Source organism: Sphingomonas sp. (genome assembly GCF_050725575.1).
GTDB lineage: Bacteria > Pseudomonadota > Alphaproteobacteria > Sphingomonadales > Sphingomonadaceae > Sphingomonas.
Window position 1 is genome coordinate 22971 of the sequence record NZ_JBOHHW010000050.1, and the last position, 14199, is coordinate 37169.

Below are 14199 nucleotides of genomic sequence, written 5' to 3' on the forward strand. Positions count from 1 at the left end.
CTTTAGCGGTTGCCCCGGCGTAAAAACGGGCCTAAGGCCCGTCGCGTTCGCCGCCCGTGCGGCTTAATTTATCCGAAAAGGACGAAGGATGGCCCGCAAGAAGATTGCGCTGATCGGCGCCGGCAACATCGGCGGCACGCTCGCCCATCTCGCGGCTCTCAAGGGTCTTGGCGACATTGTCCTGTTCGACGTGGTTGAGGGCGTGCCGCAGGGCAAGGCGCTCGATCTGTCGCAGTGCGGCCCGGTCGAAGGCTTTGACGCCACGATCACCGGTTCAAACGATTATGCCGATATCGCCGGCGCGGACGTGATCATCGTCACCGCCGGTGTCGCACGCAAGCCCGGCATGAGCCGTGACGATCTGCTCGGCATCAACCTGAAGGTGATGAAGGCGGTCGGCGAAGGCATCGCCAAGAACGCGCCGAACGCGTTCGTGATCTGCATCACCAACCCGCTCGACGCGATGGTCTGGGCGCTGCGCGAATTTTCGGGGCTGCCGCATCACATGGTCGTCGGCATGGCCGGCGTGCTCGACAGCTCGCGCTTCAGCCACTTCCTCGCCGACGAGTTCAAGGTGTCGGTCAAGGACGTCACGTCGTTCGTGCTCGGCGGGCATGGCGACACGATGGTCCCGGTCATTTCCTACTCGACCGTTTCGGGCATCCCGGTGCCCGACCTGATCAAGATGGGCCTGTCGACTCAGGAAAAGATCGACGCGATCGTCCAGCGCACCCGTTCGGGCGGCGGCGAGATCGTCGCGCTGCTCAAGACCGGCTCGGCCTATTACGCCCCCGCGACGAGCGGCATCGCGATGGCCGAGGCCTATCTCAACGACCAGAAGCGTCTCCTGCCGGCGGCAGTCTATGTGCAGGGCGAATATGGCGTGAACGATCTTTACGTCGGCGTGCCGGTGGTGATCGGTGCCGGCGGCGTCGAGAAGATCGTCGAGATCGCGCTGGACGACGAGGCCAAGAAGAACCTCGCCGTGTCGGTCGATGCGGTCAAGGAATTGCTGGTCGCCTGCAAGGCGATCGATGGCAGCTTATCGTGATCACTCGGACGCCAGGGAAGCGCGCGATCGCTTCTCTCATTCCGGTCTCGCTTCTCGCAGCAGCTACAGGTGCGCTTGCTCAAGAGGGTGAGCGAGGTTCCGGAACTGCGGTAGTTTCGGCGTTTGAAAAATATTGTTTCTCGCAGCCATATACGGTCTCCGAAATAACGGCCGGGCTGTCCAAGGATCCTTCCTTGCAGGAAACAGCATTGCCGTCGGATTTTGTCGTTAAAGACTTGGGTGAGAACCAGTCCTGGTCGCTTACTATCGACGGCAAGCCGTTTCAGTTGATCGTCATTAGGCGATTGGGATTCAAGAAATCTGGCATCCAGTGTTTCCTGAGGACCGAAGAAAACAAGGGTACGATCTTCCCGTATTTCGATCAATTTCGCGAACGAATGAAGGCCAATGGCTTGAGCGGCCGCGAGACGGACCTGCCGGCATATTACCGCGCTAGCGGTAAAGTTGCTGACGGGCGCAAGGTGGACGCACGAATTATAACCCGCGGTGCATGGCCTACGACGAGCGCAATCCGTTACACGACGATGGCTGCTCTGTACGAATAGAATTGGAGATATAATGAGCATCCTCGTCGACAAGAACACCAAGGTCATCACCCAAGGGATGACCGGCAAGACCGGCAGCTTCCACACCGAAGCGGCACTTGCTTATGGCACGCAGATGGTCGGCGGTGTAACGCCGGGCAAGGGGGGCACCACGCATCTCGGCCTGCCCAATTTCAACACCGTGCACGAGGCGGTGCACGCGACCGGTGCGACCGCCAGTGTGATCTATGTTCCGCCGCCCTTCGCCGCGGATTCGATCCTCGAGGCGATCGACGCCGAAGTGCCGCTGATCGTGTGCATCACCGAAGGCGTTCCGGTGCTCGATATGGTCAAGGTCAAGCGCTCACTGTCGGGCTCCAAGTCGCGCCTGATCGGCCCGAACTGCCCCGGCGTGCTGACCCCGAATGAATGCAAGATCGGCATCATGCCCGGCAGCATCTTCAAGCAGGGCTCGGTCGGCGTTGTAAGCCGCTCCGGCACGCTTACCTATGAAGCTGTGTTCCAGACCACCAATGCAGGCCTTGGCCAGACGACCGCGGTCGGTATCGGCGGCGACCCGGTCAACGGCACGAACTTCATTGACGTGCTTGAGCTGTTCCTGGCCGACGAAGCGACCAAGTCGATCATCATGATCGGCGAGATCGGCGGCGCGGCCGAAGAGGAAGCGGCGCAGTTCCTGCGCGACGAAGCGAAGCGCGGCCGCAAAAAGCCGATGGCTGGTTTCATCGCCGGCCGCACAGCGCCTCCGGGCCGCCGCATGGGCCATGCCGGTGCGATCGTCTCGGGCGGTCAGGGCGGCGCGGAAGACAAGATTGCGGCAATGGAAGCTGCCGGCATCCGGGTGGCGGACAGCCCCTCGGAACTCGGCACGACCTTGCTTGCGGTACTGAACGGTTAACCTACCCCGCCAGGCGGCGGGCCAATGAGCATTCTCACCTCCCCGGGGATGCGCCGAGGAACAGCCAATGGGCTATGAAGGCCAGGATTTCAGCGAGATCGCGAGCGGCGTGAGCCCCGCGTTCATCGAAACGCTGTACGCGCGCTACAAGACGTCACCGGACAGCGTCGAGCCGTCGTGGCGCGCCTGGTTCGAAGGACTCGAAGGATCGGCGCAGGGGCCGAGCTGGGAACAGCCCAACTGGCCGCTGAGCACGACCGACGATCTGACCGCCGCGCTCGATCCGACGCAGATGGAGCCGGCGGCCAAGCCCGCCAAGAGCGCGCCGCCCAAGCCCGTCGTTGCCCCGGAAGCGGCCCCGCAGGTCGATGTTACGCGCGCCGCCGCTGACGCGATCCGTGCGATGATGCTGGTGCGCACCTACCGTGTGCGTGGTCATCTTGCCGCCAATCTCGATCCGCTTGGCCTGGCCAAGCGCGAGCTGCCGGCCGATCTGACGCCTGAATATCACGGCTTTTCCGGCGCCGATCTCGACAAGCCGGTTTATATGGGCGGCACGCTCGGCCTGGAATGGGCGACGGTGCGTGAGCTGGTCGACATCTTGCGCGCGAATTACTGCGGTAATGTCGGCCTTGAATATATGCACATCTCCGATGTGGATGAGCGCCGCTTCCTGCAGGACCGCATGGAAGGCAAGGACAAGGCGATCGAGTTCAGCTCGCTCGGCAAGAAAGCGATCCTCAACAAGGTGATCGAGGCCGAGCAATGGGAGAAATTCCTCGGCCGCAAATATGTCGGGACCAAGCGCTTTGGGCTCGACGGCGGCGAGAGCATGATCCCCGCGCTTGAATCGATCATCAAATATGGCGGCCAGCTCGGCGTTCGCGAGATCGTCTATGGCATGGCGCATCGCGGCCGGCTGAACGTGCTGTCGAACGTGATGGCCAAGCCGTTCCGCGTGATTTTCCACGAATTCGGCGGCGGCTCCGACAATCCCGATGATGTCGCCGGATCGGGCGACGTCAAATATCATCTCGGCACTTCGACCGACCGCGAATTCGACGGGATCAGCGTGCATATGTCGCTGGTCGCCAATCCGTCGCACCTTGAGGCGGCCGATCCGGTCGTGCTCGGCAAGACGCGCGCGATCCAGACCATCGCTGACGATCTGAAGAACCATACCGGCTCGCTGCCCGTGCTGATCCATGGCGACGCGGCGTTCGCGGGGCAGGGGATTGTGTGGGAATGCCTCGGCTTCTCGGGCATCCGCGGCTACAATACCGGCGGCTGCATCCATTTCGTCATCAACAACCAGATCGGCTTTACGACCAGCCCGCAATTCGCGCGCTCCTCGCCCTATCCGTCGGATGTGGCGAAGGGCGTCCAGGCGCCGATCTTCCACGTCAATGGCGACGATCCCGAGGCCGTGACCTTTGCCTGCAAGATGGCGATCGAGTTCCGCCAGAAGTTCCAGCGCGATATCGTGATCGACATGTGGTGCTATCGCCGCTTCGGTCACAATGAAGGCGATGAGCCGAGCTTCACCCAGCCGCTGATGTACGACCAGATCCGCCAGCATCCGCCGGTCAGCGAGATTTACGGCGCGAAGCTGATCGAGCAGAAGGTGATCGACCGCGCCTGGATCGACGACAATATCAAGCAGTTCACGACCTTGCTTGAGGGCGAGTTCGAAGCGGGCGCGAGCTACAAGCCGAACAAGGCCGACTGGTTCGCCGGGCGCTGGTCGGGGCTGCATGCGCCGGCCGATGCGGAGAGCGCACGGCGCAATCTCGAAACCGGGGTCGAGCCCAAGCTGTTCGACTCGCTCGGGCGCACGCTGACCACGGTTCCGGAAGGGCTGACGATCCACAAGACGCTTGGCCGCGTGATCGACGCGAAGCGCGAGATGTTCAAATCGGGCGCCAATTTCGACTGGGCGACGGGCGAAGCGCTGGCTTACGGTTCGTTGCTGTCGGAAGGGTACGGCGTGCGCCTTTCAGGCCAGGATTCGGGTCGCGGCACATTCAGCCAGCGTCATGCCGTGTGGGTCGACCAGACTGATGAGCATAAATATCTGCCGCTGGCGCAGATCGAGCATGGCCGGGTCGAGATCCTCGATTCCCCGCTCAGCGAATATGGCGTGCTCGGGTTCGAATATGGCTATGCGCTGGCCGATCCGAAGACGCTGGTGCTGTGGGAGGCTCAGTTCGGCGACTTCATGAACGGCGCGCAGATCATGATCGATCAGTTCATTGCCGCCGGCGAAGCCAAATGGCTGCGCGCCAATGGTCTCGTAATGCTGCTGCCGCATGGTTACGAGGGGCAAGGCCCGGAGCATAGCTCGGCGCGGCCGGAACGCTTCCTGCAGCTGTGCGCGCAGGACAATATGCAGGTCGCGAACTGCACCACGCCGGCGAATTATTTCCATCTGCTGCGTCGGCAGATGCACCGTTCGTTCCGCAAGCCGCTGATCGTCTTCACGCCCAAATCGCTGCTGCGCCACAAGATGGCGGTGTCGAAGGCATCCGACTTCCAGGGCGAGACTCACTTCAAGCGCATCCTGTCCGATCCATCGGCCCCGGTCGATACCGAGGTGAAGCGGCTTGTGCTGTGCACCGGCAAGGTCGCCTATGACCTGATCGAGGCACGCGATGCAGCGGGTGACAAGAACACCGCGATCGTGCGGCTGGAACAGCTGTATCCGTTCCCCGGCGAGCCGCTGGTCAAGCGCCTCAAGGCGCTGACCAATCTCGAAGAAGTGGTGTGGGCGCAGGAAGAGCCGAAGAACAACGGCGCCTGGTTCTTCGTTGAGCCGTTCCTTGAGGAATGCCTCGGCCAGGCCGGCGGCAAGGTGCAGCGCGCACGCTATGCCGGCCGCGCCGCCGCGGCATCGCCCGCCACGGGCCTGATGAAGCGTCACCAGATGGAACAGGCCGCGCTCGTCGCCGATGCGCTCGGTCATAATGTCCGCGAAGAAATCCGCCGCACGCGCAAATCATAAGTCCGCAGACGCGGATACGAGGAAGATACGATGGCAACCGAAGTCACAGTCCCGGTCCTGGGTGAATCGATCACTGAAGCCACGCTTGGCGAATGGCTCAAGCAGCCTGGCGATGCGGTCGCGGTCGATGAGCCGATCGCGAGCCTCGAAACCGACAAGGTGTCGGTTGAAGTGCCGTCGCCGGTCGCCGGTGTGATGGGTGCGCATGCAGTGCAGGTCGGCGATACGGTGCAGGTCGGCGCGATGATCGCGACGATCGAAGCCGGTGCCGGCGCCCCCGCTCAGGCGGCTGCGCCGCAGCCGGCGGTGACGGAGTCGTCCAAGGCTGCCGAACCCGCCCCGGCATCGGATGATGGTCCTGCCGCGCTCTCGCCGTCGGTGCGTCGCGCGGTGCTTGAACACGGTGTCGATCCGGCGACCGTCAAGGGTACCGGCAAGGATGGCCGTATCACCAAGGACGATGTGATTGCCGCCGCCGCGACGCCGGCTGCTGCACCTGTCGCCGCGCCTGTCGCGGTGGGGGCCGAACCGGTCGCGTCGCCGTCCGTTGCGCAGTCGACTGGCCGCAAGGAAGAGCGCGTGCGCATGACGCGCCTGCGCCAGACCATCGCCAAGCGGCTGAAGGAAGCGCAGAACACTGCCGCGATGCTGACGACGTTCAACGACGTCGACATGACCGCGGTGATCGCGGCGCGGGCCAAGTACAAGGACCTGTTCGAGAAGAAGCACGGTGTGCGGCTCGGCTTCATGGGCTTCTTCGTGAAGGCCGCGTGCATGGCGCTGAAGGACATCCCCTCGGTCAACGCATCGATCGATGGTGAGGACATTGTCTATCACGATTATGCCGACATCTCGGTCGCAGTGTCGTCGCCGGGCGGTCTGGTCGTACCGGTGATCCGCGACGCCGATCAGCTGAGCGTCGCCGCAGTCGAGAAGACGATCGGCGATTTCGGCAAGCGCGCCAAGGATGGCACGCTCAAGATGGACGAGATGAAGGGCGGCACCTTCACCATCTCCAATGGCGGCGTGTTCGGCTCGCTGATGTCGACCCCGATCATCAACCCGCCGCAGAGCGCCGTGCTCGGCCTGCACCGTATCGAGGACCGTGCCGTGGTGGTCGACGGCCAGATCGTCATTCGCCCGATGATGTACCTCGCGCTGAGCTATGATCACCGCCTGATCGATGGCCGCGAAGCGGTGACCTTCCTCGTCGCGCTGAAGAACGCGATCGAAGATCCGACGCGCATACTCATCGACCTGTAATCGAGAAACGAAACCCCATATTCCGTTCGTGCTGAGCTTGTCGAAGCACTGATCTTCTTTCTCGAACGGAACTGAGAAAGTGCAGCCCTTCGACAAGCTCAGGGCGAACGGAGTGTGTAATGGCTGACTATGATTTCGACGTCCTGGTAATAGGCTCCGGCCCCGGCGGTTATGTCGCGGCGATCCGCGCAGCGCAGCTCGGCCTGCGCACCGCGTGCGTGGAGAGCCGAGAGACGCTCGGCGGCACCTGCCTCAATGTCGGCTGCATTCCTTCCAAGGCGATGCTTCACGCGTCGGAATATTTCGATGCGGCGTCGAACGGCACCTTCGCTAAGCTTGGTATCAAGGTCACGCCCGAGCTTGATCTCGAAGCGATGCACGGCCAGCGCCTCGACGCGGTCAAGCAGCTGACCGGGGGCATCGCTTTCCTGTTCAAGAAGAACAAGGTCGAATGGCTCAAGGGCCGTGGCAGCTTCGTCGATGCGCACACGGTCCAGGTCGGTGACAAGACGGTCACTGCCAAGGACATCATCATTGCCACCGGCTCCAGCGTCACTCCGCTGCCGGGCGTGGAAATCGATCAGAAGGTCGTGGTCGACAGCACTGGTGCGCTCGAACTGGCCAAGGTGCCCGAGCATCTGGTCGTCATCGGTGGCGGCGTGATCGGTCTCGAACTGGGCAGCGTGTGGCGCCGCCTCGGCGCGAAGGTCACTTGTGTCGAATTCCTCGACCAGATCCTGCCCGGCTTCGATGGCGAGGTCCGCAAGGAATCGAACAAGATCTTCAAGAAGCAGGGGATCGAGTTCAAGCTGTCGACCAAGGTGACCGGCGTTACCGTCAAGGGCGACAAGGCGACATTGACGCTCGAGCCCGCGGCCGGCGGCGAAGCGACGACGCTTGAGGCGGATTGCGTGCTGGTCTCGATCGGCCGCCGTCCCAACACCGACGGCCTGGCGCTCGATAAGGCGGGCCTTGCCACCAATCAGCGCGGCCAGATCGAAATCGGCCATCGCTTCGAAACCAGCGTGCCCGGCATCTGGGCGATCGGTGACGTCGTTCCGGGCCCGATGCTTGCGCACAAGGCCGAAGATGAAGGCATTGCGGTGGCGGAGAACATTGCCGGGCTGACCGGCATCGTGAATCACGATGTGATCCCGAGCGTCGTCTATACCTGGCCCGAAATCGCCGGCGTCGGCCTCACCGAAGAAGCAGCGAAGGAAAAGGGTGAGGTCAAGGTCGGCAAGTTCCCGATGGTCGGCAACAGCCGCGCCAAGACCAACCACGAGCCCGACGGCTTTGTGAAGATCATCGCCGACGCCAAGAGCGACCGTGTGCTTGGTGTGTGGTGTATTGCGGTTCCCGCCGGCACGATGATTGCTCAGGCCGCGCAGGCGATGGAGTTCGGCGCGACGAGCGAGGACATCGCCTATACCTGCCATGCGCACCCGACACACAGCGAGGCGATCAAGGAAGCGGCGATGGCGGTGCGCGGCAAGCCGATCCATATTTGACGTCTGCTGGGAAGTGTCATGGGCGTGCCGAATCTGAGCGGGCCCGGTATCAACCTAAAGCGTTGTCGAATTTAGCTGATCCACCAATGGCGATTCAACAGAACTGCGGGATGCGGCATGGTGAGGATCGGACGAGGCGCCGGTCAGGCGCTCTTGTCCCGCTCTTTCACATGGCCACGAAGCGTTGGGGCAAGCTCCCGTTTCGATCAAAATGGCTCCTGTTATTGCTCCTGTTATCTCCTGTTATCAAAACAGGGGGAATTCAACCAAGCTATTGTAAATAAGCCGATAATCGGACTCTTGGTCCAACAATAACAGGAGTAAAAAAAAGTGCCGAAAAACAGAAGATAACAGGACGTAACAGGAGCGAAAGCCGATGGGGGCGGTCGATCGGCTCGAATCGAAAACGCTCTCGGACGGCGACTGATACTTGGGCTGATCTGTTGGTGCGGCGTTTGCGTAAGTGCATTCTTGCCGTTATGCGGTCGTTTCGACGCCCAAGCCGCAGTGCCGGGGCGTTTTTTCGTGTGGCGGGCCCTTCATGCAACGCATTTTCAGTTTGCCCCATGTCCGTCGCCCGATCGGTATTGCGCTGGGTTCGAGTCTGGCGATTAATCTGCTGACACTGATTACCCCGCTATACCTGACACAGCTTTACGACCGGGTGATTCCATCGCGCAGCGGTGCGACCCTGATCGCCATCACGCTCATCACATTGGTCGCGATTATACTGACCTCGCTGCTGGAAATGCTGCGCGGTCTGGTCTTCGCGCGAGCGGGCATGGGGCTCTATGCGGAAATGGAAGCAGACGTGCTTGCCGTATCTCGCAAGACCGCTCTGACCGGTGCCCCCGGCCGGCGCGCGCGGGCATTCGAGGATCTGGAACAGGTGCGCGGCTTCGTGACCGGGCCGGTTCCGGGCGCATTGTTCGATCTTCTGTTCGTGCCGCTGTTCGTCATCGTGCTGTTCGCGGTGCATTTCTGGGTCGGCACCGTCAGCCTTGGCTGTGCCGCGGCACTGGCGATTACGGCCTGGGCGAGCCGACGTACGATGGCGCGTACCGCCGATGAGATCGTCAAGCGGCAGCGCCAGGCCGGGGATGCACTCGAAGCACATCTGGCCTCGGCGGAAAGTGCGACGGCAATGGGCTATGCCGGCCGTGCCGAGAGCCGTGCCGCCCAGCTCAACCGCCTGTCGCTGACCGCGCAAATCTCGAGTACGGTATCGACCAGCGGCGTTGCATCGGTGTCGCGCGGCATCCGGTCGGCGAGCCAGATCCTGATCCTCGCCACCGCTGCCTGGCTGGCGGTCAATGGCAAGATTAGCGGCGGATCGATCGTCGCCTGTTCGATCGTCTTTTCCAAGGCACTGGCGCCGATCGACCAGATCCTCGGGGCGTGGCGCCAGGTTTTCACGGCGCGCAGCGCATGGGGCCGGCTGGCCGGGATCGAAGGTGAAGGCGACGCGCGCGATACGCTGCGCCTGCCGCCGCCGCGCGGCGTGATAGCGTTCGAGAACGTGATCGCGACTTCGCCAGGCGGAACGGTGCCGATCCTGAAGGGGGTGTCGTTCGGGATCAACGCTGGACAGTCGGTCGGGATCGTCGGGCCGTCCGGCTCGGGGAAATCGACGCTGGCCAGGGTGATGGTCGGCGCCTGGGTGGCGGCGCGCGGGACAGTGCGGATCGATGGCGCCGACATCACGCAATATGACGCCGAGGAACTGGGAAGGCATATCGGCTATCTGTCGCAGAATGTGACGCTGCTCCCGGGCACGGTTGCCGACAATATCGGGCGGCTGAACGAGCGGGACGATGCGGCGATCATTGCGGCGGCGCGTGCGGCCAACGCGCACGACATGATCCTGGGTCTGCCGCAGGGTTACGATACGCCGGTATCTGGCCCAGGCTTCGGCCTTTCGGGCGGTCAGCGTCAGCGCATCGGGCTGGCGCGCGCGCTTTATGGCGATCCGATGCTGGTTGTGCTCGACGAGCCCGAAACTGGTCTCGACGGCGAAGGCCAGATAGCGTTGTTGCAGGCTGTTGCGGCCGTGCGTCGCCGCGGTGCGACTCTGGCCGTGATCGCGCACCGGCCCTCTCTGGTCCATACGCTCGATCTGCTGCTGGTGATGAACGCAGGCACGGTCGCCAAGTTCGGCGCGATGGCCGACGTGCTACCGCAGCTGCTGCCGCAGAATCAGAAACCCGATCAGATTGCGCGGACATGACAGACCTCCCCGTTCCCCGTAGCGCCGACCAGCGGCAGCTCCTGGCGGAAACACTATCGCACCCGATCGCGCGCGTGACGAAATTGCTGGCGATTGGCCTGGCCATTGCGGTCACGCTGATCCTTGCCTGGTCAGCACTGGTGCCGATCGCCAGCGGCGTTGTCGCCGAAGGACGGATCGGGATCGAGAACAAGCGCAAGACCGTGCAGCATCTTGATGGCGGCATCGTCAAGGAAATCGACGTCAGGGAAGGCGGCCGGGTCAAGGCGGGGCAATTGCTGTTCCGGCTCGACGATGGCGATGCCCGGCTCGCGGTACAGGTACTGCAGGCACAATTTGATTCGCTGCTGGCCGAACGTGCCGCGCGGGAAGCCGAACTGACCGGATCGAGCTCGATCGCTTTTCCGTCGGAACTGCTGGCACGCATGTCCGAACCATCGGTCAGGTCGGCGATTGCAACGCAGCGAGCGGCTTTCACCGCGCGGCGGGCAGGGCGCGGTGGGCAGCAAACCGGGATCGATCAGCGGGTCGTGCAACTCGGCCAGGATGCACGAGGCTCGTCCGCGCAATCGGTTGCCAATGCCGAGCAGCTCGCACTGCTAGACCGCGAGATCCGCGATACCCAGGCGCTGGTCGACAAGGGCTATGCCACGCGGCCCCGGCTGCTGGCGTTGCAGCGGGCTGCGGCGCAGTTGCGCGGTCAGCTGGAGGCAGCGAACTCGCAAACCGCGCGGTCGCGGGCGCAGATCAGCGAAGCACGGATCGCGCGCAGCCAGGTTGAACGCGAAGGGGGCGTGACCGCGGCCGATGCGCTACGCTCGGTCCAGTCCGAGCTCGTTCAGCTGACCGAGAAACTCTCGGCGGCGCGTGAGGTGCTGGCCCGCAAGCGGATTCTCGCACCGGTCGATGGCGTGGTCGTGGGGCTTGCCGTAACGACGCTCGGTGGCGTCATTCGCCCCGGCGAAGCGCTGCTCGACATCGTACCGGTGTCGCAGCGGCTGATCGTCGAGGCACAGATCACGCCGAACCATGCCGATGACGTGCGCAGTGGTCAGCGTGCGTTCGTGCGGCTTGAGGCGGGCGGATTCCAGGCCGCGCCAGTGCTGGAGGGCGTGGTTCGCACCATCTCCGCTGACGCGCTGGTCGATCAGCGGACCGGGGCGCGCTATTTCAACGCCACCGTCGAGATTCTGTCCGCGAAGCATGTGCCGGAGCGGCTGCTCAAGCCGGGATTGCCTGCCGCGGTACTGGTCCGTACCGGTCAACGCACCCTGATCGAATATTTCATGGAGCCGATTTCGGTCGCGTCGTTCGGGGCAATGCGCGAATAAGCAGCTGGCGGCCGGCGTCGTTAATTCGGCACACGATCCCGATCGAGCCGGGTCAGCCGTTCGGCGAGAAAATCGAGTACCACGCGCACGCGCGGCGTGTGCCGCAATCGCTCGTGTGTCAGCAGCCACAGGCCATGCGGATCGTCGCGCAACGGCGGCAGGCACTGAAGCAGATCCGGGTCATTGTCTGCCACCAGGCAGGGCAGCACCGCCAGGCCGAAGCCCGATCGCACCGCGGCGAGCAGTCCCGCCGCCGAGCTATGGTGCATCGCCACCGCCGCTTCCAGATCGTTGGCCTGCAGCCATTCGCGATACAGGCGCCACAGGCCTGCCTCTCCGCCTCCGATCAGCGGATGGCCGACGAGCTGGCTGCGCCGCGTCGGACGTCCGTGTTCGGCCGCATAGGCGCGGCTGCAATAGAGCGTCCAGACATCGTCACACAGGCGGCGACCCACCAGCCCTGCACCGCTTGGTCGGATCGCTGTGCGCAGCGCCACATCCGCCGCACCTGCAGCGAGGTCACGTGCCTCTTCGCTGGTATCGAGATCAATGCGGATCGCCGGATAGGCCTGATGCAGGTCGCGCAGGATCGGCGCGAGAATGGTGACCGCGAAGATTTCCTGAGTGGTCACGCGCACCGTGCCGCTGATCTCGCGTTGCTGCGACGCAGCGGTATCGGTCACTGATTGTACCGCCCGTTCGACCTTGCGGGCATGCGCGACCAAGTCCGCACCCGCCTCGGTCAGGCGATACCCGGCCGGGCTCCGTTCGAACAAGGTTACGGCGAGCGCCTCTTCCAGCGCCGATATGCGCCTCGCCACCGTGGTCTGGCTGACCCGCAATGCACGACCGGCAGACAGCGTGCTGCCCGAATCGGCCACGGCCAGGAAATGCCGGATGTCATTCCAGTCGATCATGGGTTCGTTCTGCACTTTTGCATAACGGCAGTGCAACATCGTTGTTCGTCAATCGGGATGTGGCGGGCGTATAAAGATCATGCACCGGTGCCGAAAACCTCATCGTTTCGGAGAATGGACATGAAGATTCTTATTACGCTGGCGGCCCTGGCCGCCGGGACTTTCGTCGCGCCCGCATTTGCTCAAAAGGCAGAGGTTGGCCCAAGCCCGCAAGTCGTCACCTATAGCGATCTCGATCTGAGCACCGTGCGCGGCGTCAGAACGCTGGATCGCCGTATCGACCGGGCGGTTCGCGAGGCGTGCGGGTGGGCCTCGGATTTCGACATTGTCGGCCAGAAAGAGCTACGCCGCTGCCGGAAACAGACGACTGCGCAAATCGCCGCACGGCGGTCGCTGGCGATCGATGGGGCTCGCCAGCCGCAACTTGCGCTCAACGACGGTCGCCATTGAACACAGGATATTCGGCCTGCCGCAATCGGCAAATATTCGTCCCGTTACATTATGTTGGGTTGCCGCGAAAAAGCCCCTTGAACCCCCAAAACGGCTTACCTATATCTGCATCACGAGGCCCGTGTCCCCCCTTTCGCGTGGCCTCGCGATACACCTTCGGGTGTATCTCCTCCCTGAACCTTGGCCACCTCGGGCGTATGCCCGGGGTGGTTTTTTATGAGGCTATGGCGGGGCTACTCCGCCGCGAGCGCGGTGGGTGCAGCGAGCGCCTCATCGGCGAGCGCATCGATCATCCGCCGCAGCAAGCGTGCGGCCTGCGGCAATCCGTCGCTCGGCTGATCGAGCGCGGCATCGAGATAGAGTGCGCGGTCGAATTCGATCTGTACGGCGTGGATGCCCTTGTCGGGTGCCGCATGACGATCGAGGATATGACCGCCGGCATAGGGCGTGTTGACCGCTCCGGTCACGCCTGCCGCCATGGCTTCGGCCTCGAGGCGATGGACGAACCGCGCCGCCGCCGATCGTCCGAACCGGTCGCCGAATATGATTCCGGTACCGGAATCGAGCGGCGGCATCGAATGTATGTCGAGCAGCACCGCGATCCCGAACCGTACCCGGGCCGCCGCGAGCAGCCTGCTGAGCAGATCATGATAGGGCCGATGATCGCCGGCGATCCGGCCCATCACCTCTTCGCTATCCAGCTTGCGCTGCCAGATTTCGCCGGTGCTGGCCAAGCGCCGGGGGATCAACCCGAGTCCGCCGCGCAGTTTGGCCGATTGCATACCCATGGCGCGGCGGTCGGCGCCGCCATCGATATGCGGATCGCGCTCATCCTCGCCGCGGTTGAGGTCGATCCAGGCGCGGGCGCGTCGCTGCACCAACATCGTTTCGCTGCCTCGCGCCGCAAGTGCTACCGCATCGATGTGGCGGTCTTCGAGCGGCCGCAGCCCAGCCAGCGGCACGCGGATCGCAGCGCGCAACGCC

At 63.4% G+C, this 14199-nt stretch carries 11 protein-coding genes; 9 read left to right on the forward strand and 2 right to left on the reverse strand.

What is annotated here, in order from left to right:
- Window positions 1-88: 88 nt before the first annotated feature.
- The 8 genes from mdh (at window position 89) to ACRECS_RS22945 (ending at window position 11848) form a co-directional block, all read left to right on the forward strand.
- The gene (gene mdh / locus ACRECS_RS22910) at window positions 89-1051 is read left to right on the forward strand and encodes a malate dehydrogenase (RefSeq protein ID WP_431585277.1); all 963 of its coding nucleotides are present in this window, start codon (window positions 89-91) and stop codon (window positions 1049-1051) included.
- Window positions 1048-1617, forward strand: a complete 570-nt coding sequence (locus tag ACRECS_RS22915) for a hypothetical protein (RefSeq protein WP_431585278.1) — start codon at window positions 1048-1050, stop codon at window positions 1615-1617. Before mdh ends, ACRECS_RS22915 begins: the two co-directional genes overlap by 4 nt.
- A gap of 13 nt (window positions 1618-1630) precedes the next feature.
- Window positions 1631-2515 carry a succinate--CoA ligase subunit alpha gene (gene sucD / locus ACRECS_RS22920; RefSeq protein WP_431585279.1) on the forward strand — a complete coding sequence of 295 codons (885 nt, stop codon included), beginning with the start codon at window positions 1631-1633 and terminating at the stop codon, window positions 2513-2515.
- A 67-nt stretch (window positions 2516-2582) separates the two neighbouring features.
- A complete protein-coding gene (locus ACRECS_RS22925; protein ID WP_431585280.1) occupies window positions 2583-5516 on the forward strand; it encodes a 2-oxoglutarate dehydrogenase E1 component in 2934 nt (977 codons plus the stop codon).
- Window positions 5517-5546: 30 nt separating this feature from the next.
- Entirely contained in the window at window positions 5547-6779 is a 1233-nt protein-coding gene (gene odhB / locus ACRECS_RS22930) for a 2-oxoglutarate dehydrogenase complex dihydrolipoyllysine-residue succinyltransferase (RefSeq protein ID WP_431585281.1), read from the forward strand.
- Between the two features lie 119 nt (window positions 6780-6898).
- Entirely contained in the window at window positions 6899-8290 is a 1392-nt protein-coding gene (gene lpdA / locus ACRECS_RS22935) for a dihydrolipoyl dehydrogenase (protein WP_431585282.1), read from the forward strand.
- A gap of 541 nt (window positions 8291-8831) precedes the next feature.
- Complete coding sequence (locus ACRECS_RS22940) at window positions 8832-10517, forward strand: type I secretion system permease/ATPase (RefSeq protein ID WP_431585283.1); 1686 nt, start codon at window positions 8832-8834, stop codon at window positions 10515-10517.
- Window positions 10514-11848, forward strand: a complete 1335-nt coding sequence (locus ACRECS_RS22945) for an HlyD family type I secretion periplasmic adaptor subunit (RefSeq protein ID WP_431585284.1) — start codon at window positions 10514-10516, stop codon at window positions 11846-11848. The genes ACRECS_RS22940 and ACRECS_RS22945 overlap by 4 nt, the downstream gene beginning before the upstream one ends.
- Before the next feature lie 20 nt (window positions 11849-11868).
- Here the strand turns inward: ACRECS_RS22945 and ACRECS_RS22950 are convergent, their stop codons facing one another.
- Window positions 11869-12765, reverse strand: a complete 897-nt coding sequence (locus ACRECS_RS22950) for a LysR family transcriptional regulator (RefSeq protein WP_431585285.1) — start codon at window positions 12763-12765, stop codon at window positions 11869-11871.
- Window positions 12766-12885: 120 nt separating this feature from the next.
- Between ACRECS_RS22950 and ACRECS_RS22955 the strand changes: the two genes are divergently transcribed.
- Window positions 12886-13215 carry a UrcA family protein gene (locus ACRECS_RS22955; protein ID WP_431585286.1) on the forward strand — a complete coding sequence of 110 codons (330 nt, stop codon included), beginning with the start codon at window positions 12886-12888 and terminating at the stop codon, window positions 13213-13215.
- A 233-nt stretch (window positions 13216-13448) separates the two neighbouring features.
- Here ACRECS_RS22955 and ACRECS_RS22960 read toward each other — a convergent pair.
- Window positions 13449-14199 (reverse strand): N-formylglutamate amidohydrolase (locus tag ACRECS_RS22960; protein ID WP_431585287.1); only part of this gene is annotated, 751 nt, incomplete at its 5' end.

What these genes read in the sequence shown, in the direction of transcription:
- mdh (WP_431585277.1), top strand. Translation starts at nt 89, where the DNA reads ATGGCCCGCAAGAAGATTGCGCTGATCGGCGCCGGCAACATCGGCGGC.
- sucD (WP_431585279.1), top strand. Translation starts at nt 1,631, where the DNA reads ATGAGCATCCTCGTCGACAAGAACACCAAGGTCATCACCCAAGGGATG.
- ACRECS_RS22925 (WP_431585280.1), top strand. Translation starts at nt 2,583, where the DNA reads ATGGGCTATGAAGGCCAGGATTTCAGCGAGATCGCGAGCGGCGTGAGC.
- odhB (WP_431585281.1), top strand. Translation starts at nt 5,547, where the DNA reads ATGGCAACCGAAGTCACAGTCCCGGTCCTGGGTGAATCGATCACTGAA.
- lpdA (WP_431585282.1), top strand. Translation starts at nt 6,899, where the DNA reads ATGGCTGACTATGATTTCGACGTCCTGGTAATAGGCTCCGGCCCCGGC.
- ACRECS_RS22940 (WP_431585283.1), top strand. Translation starts at nt 8,832, where the DNA reads ATGCAACGCATTTTCAGTTTGCCCCATGTCCGTCGCCCGATCGGTATT.
- ACRECS_RS22945 (WP_431585284.1), top strand. Translation starts at nt 10,514, where the DNA reads ATGACAGACCTCCCCGTTCCCCGTAGCGCCGACCAGCGGCAGCTCCTG.
- ACRECS_RS22950 (WP_431585285.1), bottom strand. Translation starts at nt 12,765, where the DNA reads ATGATCGACTGGAATGACATCCGGCATTTCCTGGCCGTGGCCGATTCG.
- ACRECS_RS22955 (WP_431585286.1), top strand. Translation starts at nt 12,886, where the DNA reads ATGAAGATTCTTATTACGCTGGCGGCCCTGGCCGCCGGGACTTTCGTC.